Genomic DNA, 21464 nt, shown 5'->3' with positions numbered 1-21464 from the left:
GTACCGGCCGACAAAGGCCCGTTCTGGTCGGGAAGACATCCCTCACCAGATCCACTCGCCCCTTCCCAAAACCGCTACCGCATCGACAATCCGGGTAAAGCTCGAGCGGGCGCGGCCGGCCGTGTGCCTGGCGCGCAAATAGCCATGCACCAGTCCCAGCTCCTCGAACCACCAGGCGCGCCCGCCTGCAGCAATGATGCGGTCGCGATAGGCTTCGCCGTCCGACGACAGCGGGTCGCATTCGGCGGTGATCACGACGGTAGGCGGCAGATTGGCAAAGTCGGCGTCGGCGAGCGGCGACAAGGTGAGATCGCCGGTGCGGTCCTCGCCCCCGGTCCTGATGTCCCTGTAGAAAACGAGGTCGCGCACGTTAAGCATCGGCGCTTCCGCGTGGGTGACATAGGAGCCGGCGGAGCTGTCGCCGCCAAGGCCGGGATAGACCAGAATCTGGCCGATCGGCTTGCGCGCATGGCCACGCGTCGCGTGGCTGACGGACGCGGCGAGATTGCCGCCGGCACTGTCGCCGCACAGCAGGATAGGCCGTTCGTAAGTGGTCGAAGCCCATTCGAAGGCGCTGATGGCATCGTCGAAGGCGGCCGGATGAAGGTGTTCCGGCGCCAGCCGGTAGTCGACCGAAACCACTTCGTAGCCGGTGCGGCCGCAAAGCTCGGCGCAAAGGTCGTCATGGCTGTCGAGCCCGCCGAGGATAAAACCGCCGCCATGGAAATAAAGCACCATCGCCGCCGCTTCCGGCGCCGGGGCGCGGTAGACGCGGGTCGGGATGTGCCAGGGTGTGGCAATGGCTGTGGTTTCCGCCGTGACGCCTTGGGGATAGCCGGCAAAGAACTCGCGGCACATCCGGTTATAGATCTCGCGCTGCTCGGCGATGGTGTAGTCGATCGTATCGGGTGGATAATAGGAATTGGTCCGCTCGATGAAGGCCCAGGTCTCGGCGTCGATGAGGGTTTTGTAGTTGGTCATTGGCGCCGAATGGGCCGCCAAGGTTGAGCTTGGACACCCCCCTCTGGCCTGCCGGCCATCTCCCCCGCAAGGGGGGAGATCGGCAGCTTTGGCCTTGCCGCTTGTCCTGCAACGCTGGAAATTGGCGAAATCCGATGCGACATCCGATCTCCCCACTTGCGGGGGAGATGCCCGGCAGGGCAGAGGGGGGTGTGAAGGATCGCCATCATCTCCGCAGCGTCACTTCCCCTTCCACACCGGGTCGCGCTTCTCGGCGAAGGCGCGAAAACCCTCGAGATTGTCCTCCGAGCCGTAGAGTGCGTCAACCGTTGGCAGCTGCCGGCGCGTCACCCGGTTCATCGCGTCCTGGAACGTCAGCGATTCAGCGACCCGAGCCGTTTCCTTGATCGCGGCGAAGACCAGCGGCGGGCCGCTGGCGAGCAGCCGCGCGATCTCCCAGACGCGGTCCTCCAGCCTGTCCTTGGGCAGCACCTCGTTGACCAGGCCCCAGCGATGCGCCTCGGCGACATCCATCCAGCGGCCGGTGAGCAAAAGGTCCATGGCGACATGGTAGGGGATGCGCTTCGGCAGCTTGATCGTCGCCGCATCGGCCAGCGTGCCGGCACGGATTTCGGGCAGCGCGAAGGAGGAGTGGTCCGACGCATAGATGAGGTCGCAGGATAGGGCCAGTTCGAAGCCGCCGCCGACCGCCATGCCGTTGACGCAGGCGATCACCGGCTTGTTGAGGTCGCGCAATTCCTGCAGCCCGCCGAAGCCGCCGACGCCATAGTCGCCGTCGACCGCGTCGCCGCCGGCAGCAGCCTTCAGGTCCCAGCCGGCGCAGAAGAACTTGTCGCCGGCGGTCTTGACGATGGCGACGCGCAGCTCGGGATCGTCGCGAAACGCCTTGAAAGTCTCGCCCATAAGCCGCGACGTGTTCAGGTCGATGGCATTGGCCTTGGGCCGGTCGAGCGTGACTTCGAAGATCGTGCCCTCGCGGCGGGTGGTGATGATTTCAGCCATTCTTCTTGCCTCCCAGCACCATCAGCGCGTCGGCGATCCAGGCGCCCTTGCCCTCGGCGCAGACGATCAGCGGATTGATGTCGAGTTCCTCGATCTCGCCGGCATTTTGCTGCACGAAGCCGGCAATGCCCGATATCGCCTCTATTGCCGCCGTGACATCGGCCTTCGGCCGGCCGCGATAGCCGTCGAGCAGCGGGAACAGTTTCAGCCCGCGCAAAGCGGCCTCGATGTCGTCACGGGTCGCCGGCAGCATCAGCGTGACGCTGTCGCGCAACAGCTCGACCAGCACGCCGCCGGTGCCGAGCGTCATCACCGCGCCGAACATCGGGTCGCGGGTGAAGCCGACCAGCAGCTCGGCGACGCCATCGCGCACCATGCGCTCGACATAAAGGCCGGTGCCGAGCGGGCCGAGATCATGGGCGGCGGTGCTGACGGATTCGGCATCCCTCAAATTGAGCCGGACCGCGTCGAGCTCGGATTTGTGGATGACGCCAAGAGCCTTCAGCGCTACCGGGAAGCCGAGCGCCATCGAGGAGATCACAGCCTCGACCGCGTTGCCGGCGCGCTCGCCCTTCGGCACCGGGAGCCCGGCCTCGATGAGCCGCGCTTTCGCCTCCGCCTCGTCCGGGGTGACATGGTCGCCAGCCGGCGCGCCAGACGCCGAGGTGTCGATCGGCTGCGCCAGCGGCTCGCGCCACGCCCAGCCGATGAAGGCTGCCGCCTGGGCGGCGTCCATGGCCTCGGAAATGCCGAACAGCGGCACCATGCCCCGCGCCATCAGCCCTGCAGTGTATTCCTCGGGCAGGTTCTCCGGCAGCGAGGAGACGATCGCGCCTTGCGCGCTGTTGGTCTTCAGCGCCGCTTCGAAGGCGCGCAGCGTCGCCCACCAGTCGGTGTCGGAGCAGCGGTCGGGGCGCGGAAAGTCGAGCACCAGCATGTTGAGGTCGAAGCCGCCAGACACCATGGCGGTGAAGGTGGCGGTCATCGCCGGCTCGTTGTTCCAGATGAAGGTATGGTAGTCGAGCGGGTTGGCCACCGCGACCAGCGGGCCGAGCGTCGATTTGACCTGAATGCGATGCTCGGCGGTGGGAGGCGGAAAGGTCACCCAGCGGCCTTCGGCGCTGTCGGCCATGACGGACGCCTCGCCGCCCGAACAGCTCATCGACGACAGCCGGTAGCCGGGCAGGGGACCGGTGACGTGCAGCAACTTCAGCGCCTCGATGAAGGCCGGGATCGAATCGATGCGGGCGATGCCGAGCCGCTTCAGGAACGCGCCGGACGCTGCGTCCGAGCCGGCCAGCGACGCGGTATGCGAGACGGTCGCCTGCCGCGCCTGCTCGGAGCGGCCGACCTTCATGGCGATAACAGGCTTCTTCAGCTCTCGTGCCCGTGCCGCCAGCCTTTCGAAGCCGGCCACCGAGTCGAAGGCCTCGATATGCAGGCCGAGCGCGGTGACGCGGTCGTCCTCGATCAGGCCGAGCGCCATTTCGGAAAGCCCGGTCTGCGCCTGGTTGCCGGCGGTCATCAGAAAGGCGATCGGCAGGCCGCGCTTCTGCATCGTCATGTTGATGGCGATGTTCGACGACTGGGTGATGATGGCAACGCCGCGACCGCCTTCAGGCAGCCTGATGCCGCCATGCTGGTCGGGCCACAAAAGCGCGCCGTCGGCGTAATTGATCAGCCCATAGCAGTTCGGCCCGATGATCGGCATGGGACCCGCCGCCGCGACCAGCTCGGCCTGCAGCCGCTCGCCGTCCTCGTCATAGGCCTCGGTTTCGAGGAAGCCGGCGGCGAAGCAGACCGCACCGCCGGCGCCGCGCTCGGCCAGCGCCTTGACCACTTCGATGGTCAAGTGCCGGTTGACGCCGATGAAAGCGGCATCCGGCGCACCGGGCAATTCGGCCACCGAGCGATACGCCTTGCGGCCGGCGACCTCGTCCTTGCTCGGATGCACGGGCCAGATCTCGCCGGCAAAGCCCATCTTGATCGACTGCGCGACGACGGCAGCAGCCTGCACGCCACCGAAGACTGCGATCGTTCGTGGGCGCAAAAGCCGCTCAAGTTTGTGCATCGTCATCTTTTCGTTTGAGCATGATCTTTTCCAAAAACCGGATTCCACTTTTTGGGATCATGCTCTAGCCCCCGAACGGGCGCAGCAGCGCCCGCGAAATGATGTGGCGCTGGATTTCCGAGGTGCCTTCCCAGATGCGCTCGACGCGGGCGTCGCGCCAGATGCGTTCCAGCGGCAGATCGTCCATCAGCCCCATGCCGCCATGGATCTGGATCGCCTCGTCGGCGACGAAGGCGAGCATCTCGGTGGCCTTCAGCTTGGCCATGGCCATGTCCTGATCGGTGACGGTGCCCTGATCGTACTTCCAGCCGGCTTCGAACACCATCAGGTCGGCGGCCTTCAGCTCGGTCGCCATGTCGGCGAGCTTGAACGACACGCCCTGGAACTTGCCGATCGGCTGGCCGAATTGCTGGCGCTGCGCGGCGTATTCGATGGCGTGGCCAAGCGCCCGTTCGGCGCGGCCGAGGCAGGTGGCGCCGACCTGCAGGCGCGTCGCGCCAAGCCATGAATTGGCGACGTCGAAGCCCTTGTGCACCTCGCCCAGAACCTGAGTGGCCGGCAGACGGCAATCGTCGAATTCGAGGATGGCATTGGTGTAGCCGCGATGCGAGACGTTGCGGTAGCCGTCGCGCACGGTAAAGCCCTTGGTGCCCTTGTCGACGAAGAAGGCGGTGATCTTCTTGCGTTTTCCACGCGAAGACTCTTCCTCCCCCGAGGCCATGAAGACGATGGCGAAATCGGCGAGGTCGGCGTGGCTTATGAAATGCTTGGTGCCGTTCAGCACCCAGTCGTCGCCGTCCTGCACGGCGGTTGCCTTCATGCCGCGCAAATCGGAGCCGGCGCCCGGCTCGGTCATTGCCAGGCAATCCCATTTTTCGCCGCGAATGCACGGGAACAGATACTTCTCGCGCTGCTCCGGCGTGCCGGCAAGGAGGATGTTGGAAGGCCGCGCCACGCAGGTCCAGTGCAGCGCGTAATTGGCGCGGCCGAGCTCCTTTTCATAGAGCAGCCAGGTCACCGTATCGAGCCCGGCGCCGCCGACATCGGCCGGCATGTTGGCGGCATAGAGACCAGCTTCGATCGCCTTGGCCTTGATCTCCTCGATCAGCTCACGGCGCAGCACGCCGGTGCGCTCCACTTCGCGCTCATGCGGGTAAAGCTCGTTCTCGACGAAGGCCCGCGTCGTCTCGACGATGAGCTTCTGTTCCTCCGAAAGACCAAAATCCATGGTCTCAGCCTTTCTTCTTTTTCTTCGGCTTTTCAGCCTTGGCCTTCTCGGCAGCCTTGGAGGCGGTGGGCTTCTTCGCCGCAAGCTTGGCCAGCTGCCTGGTATAGTCCTTATGCAGGGCGCCGGCGCCCCAGCCTTTGCCTTTGTTCTGCTTCGACAGTGCCTCCATGATCGCGACCAGATTGTCGTCGCGGATCTTTTCGAGTTCGCGGATCGACAGACCGTGCGCCTGGTCGTCCGACTGGGTCGCGATCAGCTCGACCAATTCGTCGTTGAACTCCGGCACATCCATCAGCTTGGTCCATGGCCATTTCAGGCACGGGCCGAACTGCGCCATGAAGTGGCGCATGCCGGCCTCGCCGCCGGCGACACGATAGACCTGGAACATGCCCATCTGCGCCCAGCGCAGGCCGAAGCCATAGCGCATGATGTCGTCAAGCTCCTCGACCGTGCAGATGCCGTCCTTGACCAGCCACAGCGCCTCGCGCCAGGCCGCTTCGAGCAGGCGGTCGCCGACAAAGGCTTCGATCTCCTTGCGGATCACCACCGGCTTCATGCCGATCGAGGCATACATCTCCTTGGCGACTTCGATCGCCTCGGGAAAGGTCTGTTCGCCGCCGACGATTTCGACCAGTGGCAAGAGATAGACGGGGTTGAACGGATGGCCGACCACCAACCGCTCCGGATGTTTCTTCATCGCCACCTGCATGTCGGTCGGCTTGATGCCGGAGGTGGAGGAGCCGACAATGGCGTTGGCCGGCGCATAAAGGTCGATCTCGGCCAGCACGCGGTGCTTGAGGTCGAGCCGCTCCGGCACGCTTTCCTGGATGAAGTCGGCATCGGCGACCGCCTCGGCGATCGTCTTGGCGAAAGTGAGCTTGCCCGCTTTCGGCAGGCCGCCGGGCAGCATCTGCTTGTAGGCGCGTCGCGCTCCCTTCATCACCTCGCCGACCTTGCGTGACGCCTCGGGGTCGGGATCGAAGATCGACACGTCGATTCCGTTGAGCAGCAGCCGCGCGACCCAGCCGGCGCCGATGACGCCGCCGCCGATGGCTGCCGCCTTGTTGATGATGCTCATGCGGAGGCTCCGGTTCTTGTGCTGGCTGTTGCGGGGTCGGTGAGGGCGACACGCTCGCCGGCACGGATCACGGACGCGTCATAGGCCTTGCGCGCGAACACTTCGAGCACGAAGGGCCGGAAGAAATCGATCGGCAATGTCTCGTAATCCGGGTCGAAGCTCGACTGGTCCCAGCGCTCGCAAAACTCATCGCAATCGTCGAAGTAGATGTGCCCGGCGAAACGGTCGCGGGCGTGCGGGGTGCCGCCGAGGTGATGTGCGTAATAGAGGCGCTGGAAGTCGCCGTGCTTTTCCACCACCCAGGTGCATTGCTCGCGTACAAAGGGCTTCAGGATCGACGCCGCATACTCGTCGTGATTATAGGGCGCGTAGATGTCGCCGATGTCGTGCAGCAAGGCGCAGGCAATCCAGTCGGTGTCGGCGCCGTCGCGCCAGGCCCGCGTCGCCGCCTGCAGCGAATGGCCGAGCCGGGTGATCTTGTAGCCCGACAGCCCTTCGTCGAGCTGGACAAGCGCGTCGAGCAGACGCTCGCCGGTCTTTGCCGCATGGTCGATCTCATGCTCGGTGAGGAAGGCATAATCCTCGCGGTCGCCGTCCTTCATGGCGGTGAACTTCACGGTCTTCATCGGCGGCTCCTCCCAACCGGGTTCTTCCCGCCCTTGCTCAAAGCGGTGCGCGCTTCGTCAGGTTCAGCTTCTTTCGCACCTCATCCGGGCCGATGACCCTGGCGCCCATATTCGACACGATACTGACCGCCCGCTCGACCAGCTGCGCATTGGTCGCCAGCACCCCCTTGTCGAGCCAGAGATTATCCTCCAGCCCGACACGGACATTGCCGCCGGCCAGCACCGCGGCAGCGACATAGGCCATCTGGTTTCGGCCAATGGCGAACGCCGACCAGTTCCAGGTCGACGGTACATTGTTGACCATGGCCATGAAGGTGTTGAGGTCGTCCGGCGCCCCCCACGGCACACCCATGCACAATTGCACCAGCGCGTCCGGCTTCAGCACTTGTTCCTCGACCAATTGCTTGGCAAACCACAGATGCCCGGTGTCGAAGGCCTCGATCTCCGGCTTGACGCCGAGCGTCGTCATCATGCCGCCCATGGCGCGCAGCATGCCGGGCGTGTTGGTCATGACATAATCGGCCTCGGCGAAATTCATCGTGCCGCAGTCGAGCGTACAGATTTCCGGCAGGCACTGGCGCACATGTTCCATGCGGTCGGTCGCGCCGCCCATGTCCGTGCCTTTTTCGTTCAGCGGCAGCGGCTTTTCCGGTGGGCCGAACACCATGTCGCCGCCCATGCCGGCGGTCAGGTTCAAAACCACGTCGACGTCAGCCGCGCGGATGCGCTCGGTCACCTCGCGGTAGAGGTGCACGTCGCGCCTAGGCTTGCCGGTCTCGGGATCGCGCACATGGCAGTGCACGATCGCAGCCCCTGCCTTTGCCGCCTCAATGGCCGAATCGGCGATCTGCTTGGGCGAGCGCGGCACGTGCGGGCTGCGGTCCTGCGAACTGCCGGACCCGGTCACGGCACAGGTAATGAAGACCTCACGGTTCATCGCTAACGGCATCGGACTCTCTCCCAATAGAACGTAGGGCAAGAATGCCTGACTTGCCGGAAACTGTTTTGCGTTTTACGAAGATCATGTGACCAAAACCGAAAAACCGACGATCTTTCGTGCCGAACGTCTGCCGCTCAAGGTGACGCTGCTGGTATTCTCCGGCTCGTCGATCATGTGCGTCGCGTCGGCCGTCGACCCGTTGCGCGCCGCCAACCGTATTGCCGGCGAGACGCTGTTCGATTTCAGGCTGGTCTCGGTCACAGGCGAGGCGCCGGTCACCACATGCGGCCTGCCGGTGGCGGTCAGCGGCCGCTTCGATGCGGCTGACACAACCGACATGCTGGTCGTCGTCGCCGGCTTCGGCACGCAGAACTACGCCACTTCAGCCTTGCTTTCCGGACTGCGCCGGGCGGCGCGCGCGGCACGCGCCTGCGGCGGCGTCGAGGCCGGCACCTGGCTGGTGGCGCGCGCGGGCTTGCTGGAGGGGCGCAGCGCCACCACCCACTGGGAGGATATGGAGGATTTTTCTTCGGCCTTTCCCGGCGTCGACGTGCGCCCCGACCGCTACGTCATCGACGGTCCCGTATTCACCTCTGGCGGCGCCTCGCCGACCTTCGACCTGATGCTGCATCTGATCCGCACGCGGCTCGGCATGGCCGTGGCGCTCGATGTCGCGAGCGTCTTCATCTACGACCAGGCGCGCGCCGCGACGGACGCGCAGCCGCTGGTCTCGCTCGGCCGTCTTGACGGCTACGATCCCAGGCTGGCGCAAGCCATCCGGCTGATGGAAGCGCATGTCGACCAGCCCCTGACTGTCGCCGCCGTGGCCAAGCGCGCCGGGGTGACGGCGCGGACGCTGGAAAGTATCTTTCGCAAGTCGATCGGCGAAACGCCGGGCGCCTATTATCTCAGGCTGCGCCTCGGCGCCGCGCGCCGGCTGGTGGTCGATACGCGCATCGCCATGGCGGACATTGCCGGGCGAACGGGGTTTTCGTCCGCCGCGGCATTTTCCAGAGCGTTTTCAAGAGCGTTCGGCGAAGCGCCGGTCAGGCTGCGTCGAGGATAATGCATGTCGCCCAAAAGTGCGTAGCGGTTTTGGGGTAACGACATGCACAGACAAAGGTGGATCAGGCAGCGTCTTGGCGGACGCTGTTGCCGTCGATCTGCGAGCGCATCTGTCTCGCCAGATGGGTCTCGAAGCGGCTGGCGACCGCGCGATCCCATTCGTTTGCACTCAGCGCACCATGCTTGGGGTGCGGCAGCGCCATCAGCCGGTCGATGATCGATCCGGCCTCGCCAGATGAGAGCAGGGCGTCGATTTCGCGTTCGTGCTGCATATCGTTTCGCCTCCTTCTTTCTGATTCCCGCCACGAACCACACTATAGGAACTCCGTGACGGCTGTTTGAAGGCAAGAGCGAGGCGATTGATGGGCGATGCCGGGCAAAGTTTTGTCCGCCGCCGCCCATCTTGGGCACGATCTTTCCGACAGATCAGGCGGTGCGTCAGCCGAGCCGCATGGACAGTTCGACATCCTCGCCGAACGGCGTGGACATGTAGCCGCTTCCGGTCGAGCGCACCCGCGAGAGGTATTCGGGGCAAAGATCGGCATTGTCGGCAACGACCAAGGCGCCCGGCCTGAGGCGACTTTCAACTAGGGTCAAGACCTCGGGATAGAGCGCTTTGGCGCCATCGAGCAGCAGCAGGTCGACCGTTTCGGGAAGATCGACGCTTAATGTTTGCAGCGCGTCTCCCTCTCGGATTTCCACCATGTCGATGAGACCGCCTGCTGTGAGGTTGCTCCTGGCGCGCGCCACCTTGGATGGCTCGAACTCGCTGGTGATCAGGCGGCCGCCGCCATTGTCCCGCAAGGCTGCGGCAAGGTGCAGGGTCGAGATGCCGAACGAGGTTCCAAATTCGACGATCGTCCGGGCGCCGCTGCTCCGTGCCAGCATGTAGAGCAGCGTGCCGGTCTCTCGCGAAACGGGAAGCCAGAGATCCTTTAGCCGCCCGTAGAAATCGAGGTATTCGGTCTTGCTCCGAATGAAGCGGCTCCGCTCCTCGGCGGAGAGCTCCGCCACGGCAGGGCTCGTTGCCGCAGCGGCTTCCTCGAACAGGCGGTCCAGCAGGGGCGCCAGCGGCGTTGTCGTCAGTGTGGTCATATTGGTCTCCAGTCAAAATTGAATGCGTTCTTGTGCGGCATTCAAAATACGACTAATCATTCGCATTCAATAATCGCATTGGCGCGCCTCTCAATGAGCGATCACCGAAGTCCGCGGATTTCCTCGCGAAAACAGCCCAAGCAGGCCCGCTCGGCGGAGCTCGTTGCTGCGATTTTGGAGGCTGCTGTTCAGGTTTTGGCGAGGGAAGGCGCGCAGCGCTTCACCACGGCGCGGGTGGCCGAGAAGGCCGGTGTCAGCGTCGGATCGCTGTATCAGTATTTTCCGAACAAGGCGGCGATCCTGTTCCGGCTCCAGAGTGACGAATGGCGGCAGACGACCGATTTGCTGCGCGACATCCTCGAGGATATCAGGAAACCGCCGCTTGAAAGGCTGCGCGGCCTGGTCCACGCCTTCCTCCGCTCGGAGTGTGACGAGGCCGCGGTGCGTGTGGCGCTCGACGACGCCGCACCGCTTTACCGCGACGCGCCTGAGGCGCGGGCGGCAAGGGCGTCCGGAGACCGCACCATCCAGCTCTTCATGCAGGAGGCGTTGCCCAACGCCGCGCAAGTGACCCGCGAATTGGCCGGCGACCTCGTCATGACGACGCTGAGCACGGTGGGGAAGCAGTTCTCGGAGGCGCCTCGAACCGCCACGGAGATTGAAGCCTACGCCGACGCCATGGCCGACATGTTCTGCGCCTATTTGAGAGGCCTCGATCACGGCTAGGGCAAATGCCAGGCCCGGTCAGCAAGCAGACCGAAAGTTTCGCAAGGGGGCAAACCTTGTCGGTTTCGGCCCCGCGGAAAGTCGTCAGCCGGCGGCCGCTGAACAATGCGGCCGCGAATCGGTACGCCTCAGACGTACCGGTTGACGATATTCTCGAGCAGTTCCTGGCGGCCGGATCGGGGCTGCGGCTCGATCTTCTCCTTGACGACGCGATCAGCAATTTCCTCCAGCGTGCGCTTGCCGGCAAGCATCGCCTTGGCCTCGGCCGAATCCCAGCCGGCATAGCGCTCGGCGAGCGGCGCCGACAGCGCCTTGTCCTCGACCATGCGTGCCGCTGCCTTGAGGCCTCGAGCGCAGCAATCCATGCCGCCGATATGACCGATCAGCAGATCCTGCGGATCGAGCGACTGGCGCCTGAGCTTGGCGTCGAAATTGGTGCCGCCGGTCTTGAAGCCGCCCGCCTGCAGTACGTGATAATAGGCGAGCGCCATCTCCGGTACATTGTTTGGGAACTGGTCGGTGTCCCAGCCCGATTGGTAGTCGTTGCGGTTCATGTCGATCGAGCCGAAAATGCCGAGCGCATTGGCCAGCGCCAGTTCATGCTCGAACGAATGGCCGGCCAGGATGGCGTGGCCTTGCTCGATGTTGAGCTTGACCTCGTTCTCCAGTCCGAAACGCTTGAGGAAGCCATAGACGGTGGCGACGTCGTAATCATACTGGTGCTTGGTCGGTTCCTGAGGCTTCGGCTCGATCAGGATGGTGCCTTCGAAGCCGATCCTGTGCTTGTAGTCGACGACCAGATTGAGAAAGCGGCCGGCCTGTTCCTGCTCGCGGGCAAGGTCGGTGTTGAGCAGCGTCTCATAGCCCTCGCGGCCGCCCCACAGCACGTAGTTCTCGCCGTTCAGCCGCTTGGTGATGTCGATGCAGTGTTTCACCGTCGCGGCCGAATAGGCAAAGACGTCCGGATCGGGATTGGTGGCGGCGCCCGACATGAAGCGGCGGTTGGAGAACAGGTTGGCCGTGCCCCACAACAGCTTGACGCCAGTCTGCTTCATCTTTCCCGAGAAATAATCGGCGATCTCGTCGAGCCGCGCCGCACTTTCGGAAAAGTCCCGGCCCTCCGGCCGCACATCGGCATCGTGGAAGCAGAAATAAGGCGCGCCCAGCAGCGAAAACATCTCGAAGGCGACGTCGGCCTTGAGCTTGGCCAGCTCCATCGTGTCGGTACCGCCGGCCTTGGGGAACCACGGCCGGTCAAACGTCTGGCCGCCGAACGGATCGCCGCCTGGCCAGGCAAAGGAATGCCAGTAGGCGACGGCAAAGCGCAGATGGTCTTCCAGCCGCTTGCCGGCGACGATCTCGTCGGGATTGTAGAACCGGTAGGCCAGCGGATTGGTCGAATCCGGTCCCTCATATTTGATCTGTTGGATGTCGCCGAAAAAACCGCTGGTCATGTTCTTTTCCTCTCGCATGGTTCGGCCTGATTACCTCAAGCGTAATTGGTTTCGCGCTGGCGTTGGTCGAAAAGGCTCATGTCAAGAGCATCCAACGAAGGAGACAGACCATGACCGACCTCAACACCATTGCCGAAAACTACATCGCCGCCTGGAACGAGAGTGACGCCGCGCGCAGGAAAGCCTTGCTCAAGACGACCTTCACCGAGGATGTCGGCTACCGCGATCCGATCATGCAGGGCGACGGCCATGACGGCATCGCCGCGCTGATCGAAGGCGTGCAGCAGCGCTTTGCCGGCTTCAGGTTCTCGCTGAAAGGCGAGCCGGACGGCTTCGCTGACGCCATCCGCTTTTCGTGGAACCTTGGGCCGGACGGCACCGAGCCCGTCATCGAAGGCACCGATATCGGCATCATCGAAAATGGCCGGCTGAAAAGCGTCACCGGCTTTCTCGACAAGGTGCCGGCGCAGTGAGGAAATCTCGGCAAAGTGGGGGCCAAGCACCCCCCTCTGCCCTACCGGGCATCTCCCCCTCAAGGGGGGAGATTGGCTGGCCTTTCCGCCTTCGCCAATCACCGATCTTGCAAGACTGGCATAGCCGTCGACGCTGCCGATCTCCCCCCTTGAGGGGGAGATGCCAAGTGGTGGCAAAGAGGGCAGGCCAGAGGGGGGTAAGCGCCAGCTCACGCGGTTACAGCCCTGATCGCCGGGTAAAGCTGGCGGTAGCGCTGATAGGCCTGCGCATAGGCGTCGCCGAGGGCGGCGACCGGCTCGACCGTGGCGTCCGTCGCCGGCGCCGTGCACACGGCGCGCGGATCGGCAGCGGTCGCCGCGATCAGGCCAAGCCGGGCCGCACCGAACGCGGCGCCGAAATCGCCCTCGGCGGGAATATCGATGGGCAGGCCAAGCGCGGTGGCGATGGCCTTCAACCAGTAGCGCGAACGCGAGCCGCCGCCGATCGCCGTCACCCGGGTCAGCGTCGTGCCGGCCTTGGCCAGAGCTTCCAGGCTGTCGCGGAAAGCGAAAGCGACGCCTTCGAGCACGGCCTGGGTCAGCGCCGCGCGGCCGGATTCGTGTGCAAGCCCCGTAAACGCGCCGCGAATGGCGGAATCATTGTGCGGCGTCCGTTCGCCTGAGAGATAGGGCAGGAAGGAGACACCGGTCGGCGCCTGCAGCGCATCGCCGAGTTCGGCGGTCAACTCGCCAGCACCTTTGCCCGCGATTGCCGATAGCCAGTTGAGCGAATCGGTTGCCGAGAGGATGACGCCCATCTGATGCCAGGTGCCGGGCAGGGCATGGCAGAATGTATGCACGGCGCTTTCCGGGTTGGGCAGATAGGACGCATTGGCGGCAAAAAGCACGCCTGACGTGCCGAGCGAGACGAAAGCCTGGCCGGCACCGACCGTGCCCATGCCGCAGGCCGAGGCCGCGTTGTCGCCGGCGCCGCCGGCGATCGGGATGCCCGCCTGCATGCCCCATTTCGCAGCCAGTTCGCTGCGCAAGGCACCGGCCTTTGCCGTGCCTTCGACCAATGACGGCATCTGCCTTTCGTCGAGCGACGTGGCGGCGAGCAGTTCGGCGGACCAGGCTCGTTTGCCGACGTCGAGCCACGACGTGCCAGCCGAATCCGACATTTCCGAAATATGCTCGCCGGCGAGCCAGAGCCGCAAAAAGTCCTTCGGCAGCAGGACCTTTGCCACCTTGGCGAAAACAGCCGGTTCGTTGTTTTTCACCCAGGCGAGCTTTGGCGCGGTGAAGCCGGGAAAGACGATGTTGCCGGTCAGCTTGCGAAAGCGCGGGTCGGCGTCGAGTGCGGCCGCCTCGGCGTGGCTGCGTGTGTCGTTCCACAGGATGCAGGGGCGCAGCACCTGGTCGGCGGCGTCGAGCAGGGTGGCGCCATGCATATGGCCGGAAAGGCCGATGCCTTTGACCGCCGCGAGCTCCTTCGCATGCGCGGATCGCAGCTCGGCGATCGCCGCTTCGCAGGCGCGGATCCACTCGGCCGGGTTCTGCTCGGACCAGCCGGGATGCGGGCGCGACACGTCGAGCGACGCGTGGCCGGAACCGACGATGCTCTGCTTTGCATCGATCAGCAGCGCCTTGACGCCCGACGTGCCGAGATCGAGGCCGAGATACATGTTTCCTCCCATGTCCGTCAGGCCTGGCGGCGACGGTCTTTCTTGCTCCCCCGCCTCTGCCTGCGACAGAGGCGGCGAAGATATCCCGGCAATCGTGCCGCCGGACAAGCGCTCCGGTCAACACGTGAAGATTTTTTCGACACTCGAAAAAATCTTGCCGGGGCAGTTTTTAAGGCAAGATTTAGTCTTGGTCAATTCGCCGCGAGAGCGGTTGCGCGCCGTGAAAACAGTGCCGATAGCGGGCTGTCCGGCCGTGCCAGCGCGCGTTCCGCCGCAAGCGCCCGCGCCAGCGCGCCATCACCGGAACGCAATGCCGCTTCGATCAGCGTCAGGTCGATGACGTCGCGTTGGGCGTGGCTGCCGCCGAAGCGATGGGCGATCGCCCGGATCGGCCGGATCAGGCGGATCGTCCCGGCATAATTACCGTCGCCGAATGCCTTGATGGCGAGCGTCAGGGGATGGCCGACATCCCTGGTGAAACCAGCGTTGTCGTCTTTGCCCTGCATCGCCTCGCGCTGCGCCTCGAGCAAGCCGCGGGCCGGCGCTTCGAGGCCGGCGCCGACAAACGCCATCATTGCGTGGGCGTCGTTGAAGGCATAATGGCCGGCGCTGGCCTTGGGCAACCAGTTGGCGGCCAGTGCCGTCCAGCGGTCGCCGACATCGACGCCGCCGAGATGCAGGCGCCACAGGATCGCCGAGGCATCGACCATGTTGAGCGCCAGCGTCGAGCGCTCGCCATAGATCGGCCCGTCGTAGAGCGCCAGCACGTCGTCGGTCTCGCCGAGGTCGTAATGGAACAGCGCCAGATGCCACCAATTGTGCACCTGCAGAAAGCTTTCCCGCGTCCACGCTTCGGGGTTGGCGCGCATCCACAGAATGCCGTCCTTCTGCCGGCTCTGCATCTCCATGACGTGGGCGACGGCATGCTGGGCCCAGCCGTCGCGCGGCTCGATATCGACCGCCGTGCGGCCAAGTTTTTCGGCGCGCGCGTAGTCGCCCATTTCCTCCAGCCCAAAGGCCTGCATGCCGAGTATGGCGTGGTAGCCCGGCATGCCGCTCTGCCAGGACGGCAGCGCGCGGCCGATGCGGTCGCGCAGCATGCGGGCGTTGCCGGTGAAGAAGTCGATCTGGTGGCCGGTCTGCAGCGCCAGCGCATCGAGCGGGAACTCGATGGCGATATCCTCCAGCACGCGGGCGGCCTCGTGCCAGCGGCCCTCCGCAAGGTGGCCAAGCGCGGCGACATGCGCCTGCTCGCGCGTCGTCGCGGCAAGCGGCAGCGCTGCCTCGTGACATGCCTTGGCCAGCGCCGTCGCTTCACGCTCGGTGGCGAGGCCAAAGAGATAACCCTTGAACACATGCGCCATGACGAAGCCGGGATCTTCGGCGATTGCCCGGTCAACGGAACCGACAGGATCGCCGATGAAGCACTGCAATTCGCGCACAGCCTGGCTGTAGGACGAAAACCCGGCCTCCGTCGCGCCAGACAGCGCTAGGCCAAATGCATCCCTGACCGCCATGGCTTGTCCTCAGTTGCCCGAGCGCATCGCCACCGTGGCGATGCCGGCGCCGACCAGCAGCGTGCCGCCGGTGCGGTTGAAGATGCGGATCGCCTTGGGATTGCGCACGACGTTGCGCGCCCTTGCCGCAATCAGCGCATAACCGAAGGCATTGGCGAAGGCGAGCGCCAGGAAGGTCGTCTCGAAGATCAGCATCTGTGTCCAGAAATCCGCATGCCGGTCGAGGAACTGCGGCAGGAAGGCGACAAAAAAGGTGATGCTTTTCGGATTGAGCGCGGTAACCAGCCAGGCATGTGCCGTCATCTTGGCCGATGACACCGCATCGGTGCGCGGTTCGGCCCGCAGCGCGCCGCCGGCGCGAAACAGCTTGATGCCGAGATAGATCAGATAGCCGGCGCCGATCACCTTCAGCACGGTGAATACGGTGGCCGACGCCGCCAGCAGCGCGCCGATGCCCAGCATCGACAGTGTCATCGCGGTGAAGTCGCCGAGCGCCACGCCGACTGCCATCGGCAGCGCCGTGCGCCAGCCCTGGCCGAGCGCATAGGACACCACCAGCAGGATGGTCGGGCCCGGAATGACCAGAAGGACTGCCGAGGCGGCGGCAAAGGCGGCCCAGTTTTCGAAGGACATTTTCTTCTCCTTGAGCTCAAAGAAGAGGATAAATCCTTGGCCTCGCGAAGATGTAAAGAGGCAAAAACCGAAAAAGCCCCTCGTTAACGGCAGATGGCTGGCCTTCACGCTTTTTCAACCATGATTGGTGAAAATGCCTGCTATCCGGCCGGACCGTGTTTCCCGCCGATAGCGTAGGGTTTGGGTAAATGCGTGAGTTGCCGCACGGTCTGTCGCTGCCGCACACTGGCGACGCAATCGAAACCGAGATACAGCTTTCCCGTCGCACGGTGCTGTCCGGCGCCGGTGCGCTGGCGCTGCTCGGCGTCGCCGGCTGCAGCCAGACGCTGGATCTGCCGTCGCTCCAGCTCGACGACGTCACCACCGGCTCGATCCGGCCCATCCGCCCGAGTATCAGCGTCGACAAGAACATCACCAGCCCCGACGTGATGTACGCTTCGCTCACCGACGGTGGCTTCAATGTGCCGGAAGTGCCCTATCTCAAGGTCAAGCCGGAATTCCGCCGCCAGATTGTCGTCGATCCGACCGGCGAGCAACCCGGCACGATCGTCGTGCATTCGCAAGAGCGGCTGCTCTATCTGGTGCAGCCCGGCGGCGAAGCGATCCGTTACGGCGTCGGCATCGGCAAGGACGGGTTCCGCTGGTCCGGCCGCGCCAACATCCAGTACGGCAAGGAATGGCCGGTCTGGACCCCACCGCCCGAGATGATCGTCCGCAAGCCGGAGCTGGTGAAATGGCAGAGCGGAAAGCCGGGCGGCCTCGACAATCCGCTCGGCGCGCGTGCCCTCTACATCTATCAGAACGGCAGCGATACCGGCTATCGCATCCACGGCTCGCCCGAATGGCGGAGCATCGGCCAGGCGATGTCGTCGGGCTGCGTGCGCCTGATCAACCAGGACATCATCGATCTCTACAGCCGCGTCTCCAAAAAGAATCCGGTCGTCGTCGTCTGACCGGCGGCTTCGCTTTCAGCGATCACTCTGCCGTTGCGCGATGCCACAAGACAGGCGAATGTGCCTGCGATTTTCATCGCCCGGGAGACGTGACCAATGGCCGGAACTTTTGTCATCGCGCAAGGCGGCGGCCCAACCGCCGTCATCAACCAGACGGTGGTCGGCGCCGCGCTCGAAATCCGCAAGCGGCATCCCGGCGCCAAGGTGCTGGGATCCATCCACGGCGTGCGCGGCATTCGTGACGGCAATTACGTCGATCTTTCCGCCATCCCCGAGGACCGTTTGCGGCTGATCGCGGCGACGCCGAGCGCCGCGCTTGGTTCGACGCGCGACAAGCCGGATGCCGCCTATTGCGACCTCATCCTCAACGGCTTGAAGAAAGCCGGCGCCGACGCCTTCATCTATATCGGCGGCAACGACACGTCGGGCACGCAGCAGATCCTGACCGACGCCGCCGGCGGCAAGATCGCCTTCGTCCATGCGCCGAAAACCATCGACAACGATCTCGAGGAGAACGACCACACGCCCGGCTTCATGTCGGCGGCCGAGTTCGTCGCCGGGGCGTTTCTTTCGGTCGATCTCGATTTCCGCGCTCTGCCGGGCATCTATGTCGGCATCGTCATGGGGCGGCATGCCGGTTTCCTGACGGCCGCGTCCGCGGCATGGCAGCTCGACCAGGACAGCGGCCCGCATCTCGTCTACGTGCCGGAGCGGCCGTTCTCGGCGGCCGGCTTCATCGACGACGTGCGCGCCACGCTCGACCGCCACAAGCGCTGCATCGTTGCCGTCTCCGAAGGCGTCAGCACCGCCGACGGCAAGGCGCTGGTCGAAAGCCTGGTGCCGCCGGAAAGGCTGGAGCGCGACCAGCACGGCAACGTCAAGCTGTCGGGCAGCGACCTGCCGGCAGCCTTGGAGCGCGCGCTGGCCGAGGGATTGCCGGGCAAGCGGGCGCGCGTCGATGCGCTCGGCTACATGCCGCGCGGCTATGTCGGCGCCATCAGCGCGGTGGACGCGCAGGAGGCCTTCGACGCCGGCGCCTTCGCGGTCACGGTCGCCGACGAGGGCGGCGGTTCGGTGGCGCTGCAATATGACGGCAAGAAAACCGTGCTGAAGAAGGTGCCGCTGAAGAACGTCGCCGGCAAGACGCGCCATATGCCGGATGATTTCATGCTGCCCGATGTCAACCGGCTGTCCGATGCGGGGATGGCCTATCTGAAGCGGCTGGTCCCGCAAAAATACAAGGTCGGCAAGCCGTTCGTCTGATGCCGGCCTTGATCTGATGGACAACTGGTTCAGCAAAACCATCGTCGACGCAGAGACGACCATGCTGACCGAGCCCTTCGTGCATGAATTCGTGCGCGCCAACATCTGGCATTTGCGCGGCCGCGACGTCGACCTGCTGGTCGACACCGGCATGGGGATCTGCCCACTGGCGCCGCAGATCGACACGCCGGCCGGCAAGCCGCTGCTCGTCGTCGCCACGCATATCCATCTCGATCATGTCGGCTCGCTGCACGAGTTTCCGTTGCGGGCAGGGCCGCGCCACAGCGCCGCGCAGTTCGGCAGCATGGATGAAGCGATTACCTACGCCTACATGTTCCATGACCTGGAAGGGGCTGTCTCCAGGCTGCCGGCGGAGGGCTGGAAAGCCGCCGATTACAGGATTCCGCCGGCGCCGCTGACTAGGACCCTGGACGAGGGCGATAGGGTCGACCTCGGCGACCGCCAATTCCGCGTCCTGCATCTGCCCGGCCACTCTCCTGATTCGATCGCGCTGTTCGACGAGGCCGACGGCCTGTTCTTCGCCGGCGACGCCATCTACGACGCCACGCTGATCGACGACCTGCCGGATTCGGATCGTGCCGCCTACCGCCACACGATGCAGCGGCTGCTCGATCTGCCGATCCGCATCGGCCATGGCGGTCATGGACCGAGCTTCGACGGCAGGCGGATGCGCGAGATCGCCTCGGCGTATCTCAGGCGAACGGACGGGACAGCGGCATAGGAAGCCTCGGCAGGGGCGGTGAGGGGCGGCACAAACCTGAGGCGATTTTTCTTGGGTAGCTATTTTGTTCTTGCTTTGTGCCGGCAGCTATGCTAGTAATTTGGGTATGGTGCTGATTTGCCCCAACGACCCGCCGCAAGGCGGGTTTTTGTTTTCGGCTTTCGGCGCCAGCCCGGCAAGGCGGCTGCCAGCCGGAAATTAAATCTTCGTAATATTATCTGGAAACCATGATCGGCGCCCTAGATGCGGGGCTGTCGATCCGGTCGGCCGCCGTGCCAGGCGAGACAGGCAAGGCCGACACGCCGATAGAGCGCTCCGGTGACGGAACGCTGCGGCGCCCGATCAATCTCTCGCCCGGACAACGGCCATGTCACCAATCCAGACCCTTCGCAGACATCGCGTCGCCGCTTTGCTGGGCGCCGCGCTGATCGTCAGCCCCTTCGCCCTGCCTCTCGCTCCCAGGCTGAATGATGTCCTGGCGGCAACAGTGACGCCACCTGTCACCGGCATGACCGCTCCCAGCGGTTCGTTCGCTCCGGTCGTGGCGGCCGACAAACCGGCAGTGGTGACCATCACGACGGTCATGAAAGCCCAACAGCCGGACACCACGAGCGATGGCTCTCCCTTTGGCGGAACCTCGCCTTTCGACGATTATTTCCGCCATTTCTTCGATGACCAGGGACAGCCCGCCCCCAAGACGCCGCCGGAACAGGCGCCGCGCACCGAGGCCCTCGGCTCAGGCTTCATCGTCGGCGCCAACGGCACCATCGTCACCAACAGTCACGTCGTCGACGGCGCCCAGTCGATCAAGGTGACGCTCGACGACGGCACCGAGCTTCCCGCCAAATTGATCGGCCATGACGCCAAGAACGATCTTGCCGTGCTCGAGGTCAAAGCCGGCAAGCCCTTGCCGACCGTCAAATGGGGCGATTCCGACAAGCTCATGCCGGGCGATCAGGTGCTCGCCTTCGGCAATCCTTTCGGCCTTGGCACCACCGTCACGGCCGGCATCGTCTCGGCGCGCGGCCGCGACCTGCACAGCGGGCCGTTTGACGACTTCATCCAGATCGACGCACCGATCAACCGGGGCAATTCCGGCGGCCCGCTGACGGATGTGAACGGCAATGTCGTCGGCATCAACACGGCGATCTTTTCGCCGAATGGCGGCAGCGTCGGCGTCGGCTTCGCCATCCCCTCGGACCAGGCGCAAAAGGTCGTCGCCAAGCTGATGAAGGGCGGCTCCATCCAGTACGGCTATCTCGGCGTCCAGATCCAGCCGGTGACGCCTGATATGGCGAGCGCCATCGGCCTCGATCACCCCGCCGGCGTGCTGGTCGCGCAGGTCAGCGACGGATCGCCGGCCGCCAAGGCCGGCATCGAGACAGGCGATGTCATTACCAGCTTCGCCGGCCAGGACATAAAGGATCCAAGGGACCTGTCACGCGCCGTCGCCGACATTGCGCCCGGCACGAGGGAAGCGCTCAATGTCTGGCGCAAGGGGAAGGGCCTGCAGATCTCCGTCGAGATCGGGCGCAACGAAGACGATATGGCGACGGGATCGGTGGCCGGCGATCAGGGTCAGCCGTCGACGGAGCAGGGCCTTCGCGCACCGACCCTCGGTCTCGGCCTGATGGACGTCACCCCGGATGTGCGCCAGGCAATGAACATGACAGGCAACCAGCACGGCGCACTGGTCGAGCGCGTCGACCCGAACAAGGCGGCATCGGCTTCCGGCATTCAGCCCGGCGACATCATCGTCGCCGTCGACCAGCATCCGGTGAGGAGCGCCAGGCAGGCTAACCAGGCGATTTCTCAGGCTGCCAAATCCGGCAAGAAATCGGTGCTGCTGCTTGTCGAGCGCGGCGACGCCCAGATGTTTGTCGCCGTGCCCTTTGCCAGTGGCTGAGGCACGCGCCGCGCTGCCAAAATCGACGTAGAGCACTGCCGCCAGGC

General features: G+C 64.7%; 20 protein-coding genes. 7 read left to right on the top strand and 13 right to left on the bottom strand.

All coding sequences use genetic code 11. The features are described from left to right. Positions 1–42: 42 nt before the first annotated feature. The 7 genes from NKH05_RS26800 to bcoG all read right to left on the bottom strand — a co-directional run bounded on the left by NKH05_RS26800 (position 43) and on the right by bcoG (position 7935). A complete protein-coding gene (locus NKH05_RS26800) occupies positions 43–981 on the bottom strand; it encodes an alpha/beta hydrolase (RefSeq protein WP_023718312.1) in 939 nt (312 codons plus the stop codon). A gap of 219 nt (positions 982–1200) precedes the next feature. Continuing rightward, positions 1201–1983, bottom strand: coding sequence for a carnitinyl-CoA dehydratase (locus NKH05_RS26795; protein WP_023718313.1), 783 nt, complete (start codon positions 1981–1983; stop codon positions 1201–1203). After that, the gene (locus NKH05_RS26790; protein WP_353026434.1) at positions 1976–4054 is read right to left on the bottom strand and encodes an acetate--CoA ligase family protein; all 2079 of its coding nucleotides are present in this window, start codon (positions 4052–4054) and stop codon (positions 1976–1978) included. The genes NKH05_RS26795 and NKH05_RS26790 overlap by 8 nt, the downstream gene beginning before the upstream one ends. 64 nt (positions 4055–4118) lie before the next feature. Continuing rightward, complete coding sequence (locus NKH05_RS26785; RefSeq protein WP_023718315.1) at positions 4119–5282, bottom strand: acyl-CoA dehydrogenase family protein; 1164 nt, start codon at positions 5280–5282, stop codon at positions 4119–4121. A 4-nt stretch (positions 5283–5286) separates the two neighbouring features. Next, complete coding sequence (locus tag NKH05_RS26780) at positions 5287–6360, bottom strand: 3-hydroxyacyl-CoA dehydrogenase NAD-binding domain-containing protein (protein ID WP_023718316.1); 1074 nt, start codon at positions 6358–6360, stop codon at positions 5287–5289. Further along, positions 6357–6986: an HD domain-containing protein gene (locus NKH05_RS26775; RefSeq protein ID WP_023718317.1), complete on the bottom strand. Its 630-nt coding sequence runs from the start codon at positions 6984–6986 to the stop codon at positions 6357–6359. The genes NKH05_RS26780 and NKH05_RS26775 overlap by 4 nt, the downstream gene beginning before the upstream one ends. Before the next feature lie 37 nt (positions 6987–7023). Then, on the bottom strand, positions 7024–7935 hold the full coding sequence (gene bcoG / locus NKH05_RS26770; protein WP_023718318.1) for a 3-dehydrocarnitine:acetyl-CoA trimethylamine transferase BcoG: 912 nt from the start codon (positions 7933–7935) through the stop codon (positions 7024–7026). Between the two features lie 76 nt (positions 7936–8011). Between bcoG and NKH05_RS26765 the strand changes: the two genes are divergently transcribed. Then, positions 8012–8992: a GlxA family transcriptional regulator gene (locus tag NKH05_RS26765; protein ID WP_023718319.1), complete on the top strand. Its 981-nt coding sequence runs from the start codon at positions 8012–8014 to the stop codon at positions 8990–8992. Between the two features lie 61 nt (positions 8993–9053). Here NKH05_RS26765 and NKH05_RS26760 read toward each other — a convergent pair whose 3' ends face one another. Together NKH05_RS26760 and NKH05_RS26755 are read right to left on the bottom strand one after the other, a co-directional pair. After that, on the bottom strand, positions 9054–9263 hold the full coding sequence (locus NKH05_RS26760; protein WP_023718320.1) for a hypothetical protein: 210 nt from the start codon (positions 9261–9263) through the stop codon (positions 9054–9056). Positions 9264–9429: 166 nt separating this feature from the next. After that, on the bottom strand, positions 9430–10086 hold the full coding sequence (locus NKH05_RS26755; protein WP_023718321.1) for an O-methyltransferase: 657 nt from the start codon (positions 10084–10086) through the stop codon (positions 9430–9432). 93 nt (positions 10087–10179) lie between these two features. On the opposite strand from NKH05_RS26755, the gene NKH05_RS26750 reads away from it, so the two are divergent. Beyond that, the gene (locus NKH05_RS26750) at positions 10180–10812 is read left to right on the top strand and encodes a TetR/AcrR family transcriptional regulator (RefSeq protein ID WP_352484707.1); all 633 of its coding nucleotides are present in this window, start codon (positions 10180–10182) and stop codon (positions 10810–10812) included. A 128-nt stretch (positions 10813–10940) separates the two neighbouring features. On the opposite strand, the gene xylA is transcribed toward NKH05_RS26750, so the two are convergent. Beyond that, positions 10941–12266, bottom strand: coding sequence for a xylose isomerase (gene xylA / locus NKH05_RS26745; RefSeq protein ID WP_023718323.1), 1326 nt, complete (start codon positions 12264–12266; stop codon positions 10941–10943). Between the two features lie 110 nt (positions 12267–12376). Here xylA and NKH05_RS26740 point away from each other — a divergent pair, with 110 nt between their 5' ends. Continuing rightward, a complete protein-coding gene (locus NKH05_RS26740; protein ID WP_352484709.1) occupies positions 12377–12739 on the top strand; it encodes a nuclear transport factor 2 family protein in 363 nt (120 codons plus the stop codon). A 209-nt stretch (positions 12740–12948) separates the two neighbouring features. On the opposite strand, the gene xylB is transcribed toward NKH05_RS26740, so the two are convergent. The 3 genes from xylB to NKH05_RS26725 form a co-directional block, all read right to left on the bottom strand. After that, positions 12949–14403, bottom strand: a complete 1455-nt coding sequence (gene xylB, locus NKH05_RS26735) for a xylulokinase (RefSeq protein ID WP_353026430.1) — start codon at positions 14401–14403, stop codon at positions 12949–12951. Positions 14404–14594: 191 nt separating this feature from the next. After that, the gene (locus tag NKH05_RS26730; RefSeq protein WP_353026428.1) at positions 14595–15920 is read right to left on the bottom strand and encodes a tetratricopeptide repeat protein; all 1326 of its coding nucleotides are present in this window, start codon (positions 15918–15920) and stop codon (positions 14595–14597) included. Positions 15921–15929: 9 nt separating this feature from the next. After that, positions 15930–16553 (bottom strand): LysE family translocator, encoded by a 624-nt coding sequence (locus NKH05_RS26725; protein WP_023718327.1) that lies wholly within the window; start codon positions 16551–16553, stop codon positions 15930–15932. Between the two features lie 188 nt (positions 16554–16741). On the opposite strand from NKH05_RS26725, the gene NKH05_RS26720 reads away from it, so the two are divergent. From NKH05_RS26720 to NKH05_RS26705, 4 genes are all read left to right on the top strand, one after another. Continuing rightward, entirely contained in the window at positions 16742–17506 is a 765-nt protein-coding gene (locus NKH05_RS26720) for a L,D-transpeptidase (protein WP_353026426.1), read from the top strand. Positions 17507–17602: 96 nt separating this feature from the next. Beyond that, positions 17603–18769: a diphosphate--fructose-6-phosphate 1-phosphotransferase gene (locus NKH05_RS26715; protein WP_352451606.1), complete on the top strand. Its 1167-nt coding sequence runs from the start codon at positions 17603–17605 to the stop codon at positions 18767–18769. Between the two features lie 16 nt (positions 18770–18785). Next, the gene (locus NKH05_RS26710; RefSeq protein WP_352495226.1) at positions 18786–19511 is read left to right on the top strand and encodes an MBL fold metallo-hydrolase; all 726 of its coding nucleotides are present in this window, start codon (positions 18786–18788) and stop codon (positions 19509–19511) included. Between the two features lie 367 nt (positions 19512–19878). Further along, positions 19879–21417 carry a DegQ family serine endoprotease gene (locus NKH05_RS26705; RefSeq protein WP_353026424.1) on the top strand — a complete coding sequence of 513 codons (1539 nt, stop codon included), beginning with the start codon at positions 19879–19881 and terminating at the stop codon, positions 21415–21417. The last annotated feature ends 47 nt before the right edge of the window (positions 21418–21464 follow it).

Source organism: Mesorhizobium sp. M1399 (assembly GCF_040317735.1).
GTDB lineage: Bacteria > Pseudomonadota > Alphaproteobacteria > Rhizobiales > Rhizobiaceae > Mesorhizobium.
This window is presented reverse-complemented; position numbering and strand designations above follow the sequence as displayed.

Bases quoted from the DNA above. Each gene is read 5' to 3' on its own strand.
- NKH05_RS26800 (WP_023718312.1), bottom strand. From the start codon at position 981: ATGACCAACTACAAAACCCTCATCGACGCCGAGACCTGGGCCTTCATC.
- NKH05_RS26795 (WP_023718313.1), bottom strand. From the start codon at position 1,983: ATGGCTGAAATCATCACCACCCGCCGCGAGGGCACGATCTTCGAAGTC.
- NKH05_RS26790 (WP_353026434.1), bottom strand. From the start codon at position 4,054: ATGCACAAACTTGAGCGGCTTTTGCGCCCACGAACGATCGCAGTCTTC.
- NKH05_RS26785 (WP_023718315.1), bottom strand. From the start codon at position 5,282: ATGGATTTTGGTCTTTCGGAGGAACAGAAGCTCATCGTCGAGACGACG.
- NKH05_RS26780 (WP_023718316.1), bottom strand. From the start codon at position 6,360: ATGAGCATCATCAACAAGGCGGCAGCCATCGGCGGCGGCGTCATCGGC.
- NKH05_RS26775 (WP_023718317.1), bottom strand. From the start codon at position 6,986: ATGAAGACCGTGAAGTTCACCGCCATGAAGGACGGCGACCGCGAGGAT.
- bcoG (WP_023718318.1), bottom strand. From the start codon at position 7,935: ATGCCGTTAGCGATGAACCGTGAGGTCTTCATTACCTGTGCCGTGACC.
- NKH05_RS26760 (WP_023718320.1), bottom strand. From the start codon at position 9,263: ATGCAGCACGAACGCGAAATCGACGCCCTGCTCTCATCTGGCGAGGCC.
- NKH05_RS26755 (WP_023718321.1), bottom strand. From the start codon at position 10,086: ATGACCACACTGACGACAACGCCGCTGGCGCCCCTGCTGGACCGCCTG.
- NKH05_RS26750 (WP_352484707.1), top strand. From the start codon at position 10,180: ATGAGCGATCACCGAAGTCCGCGGATTTCCTCGCGAAAACAGCCCAAG.
- xylA (WP_023718323.1), bottom strand. From the start codon at position 12,266: ATGACCAGCGGTTTTTTCGGCGACATCCAACAGATCAAATATGAGGGA.
- NKH05_RS26740 (WP_352484709.1), top strand. From the start codon at position 12,377: ATGACCGACCTCAACACCATTGCCGAAAACTACATCGCCGCCTGGAAC.
- xylB (WP_353026430.1), bottom strand. From the start codon at position 14,403: ATGTATCTCGGCCTCGATCTCGGCACGTCGGGCGTCAAGGCGCTGCTG.
- NKH05_RS26730 (WP_353026428.1), bottom strand. From the start codon at position 15,920: ATGGCGGTCAGGGATGCATTTGGCCTAGCGCTGTCTGGCGCGACGGAG.
- NKH05_RS26725 (WP_023718327.1), bottom strand. From the start codon at position 16,553: ATGTCCTTCGAAAACTGGGCCGCCTTTGCCGCCGCCTCGGCAGTCCTT.
- NKH05_RS26720 (WP_353026426.1), top strand. From the start codon at position 16,742: ATGCGTGAGTTGCCGCACGGTCTGTCGCTGCCGCACACTGGCGACGCA.
- NKH05_RS26715 (WP_352451606.1), top strand. From the start codon at position 17,603: ATGGCCGGAACTTTTGTCATCGCGCAAGGCGGCGGCCCAACCGCCGTC.
- NKH05_RS26710 (WP_352495226.1), top strand. From the start codon at position 18,786: ATGGACAACTGGTTCAGCAAAACCATCGTCGACGCAGAGACGACCATG.
- NKH05_RS26705 (WP_353026424.1), top strand. From the start codon at position 19,879: ATGTCACCAATCCAGACCCTTCGCAGACATCGCGTCGCCGCTTTGCTG.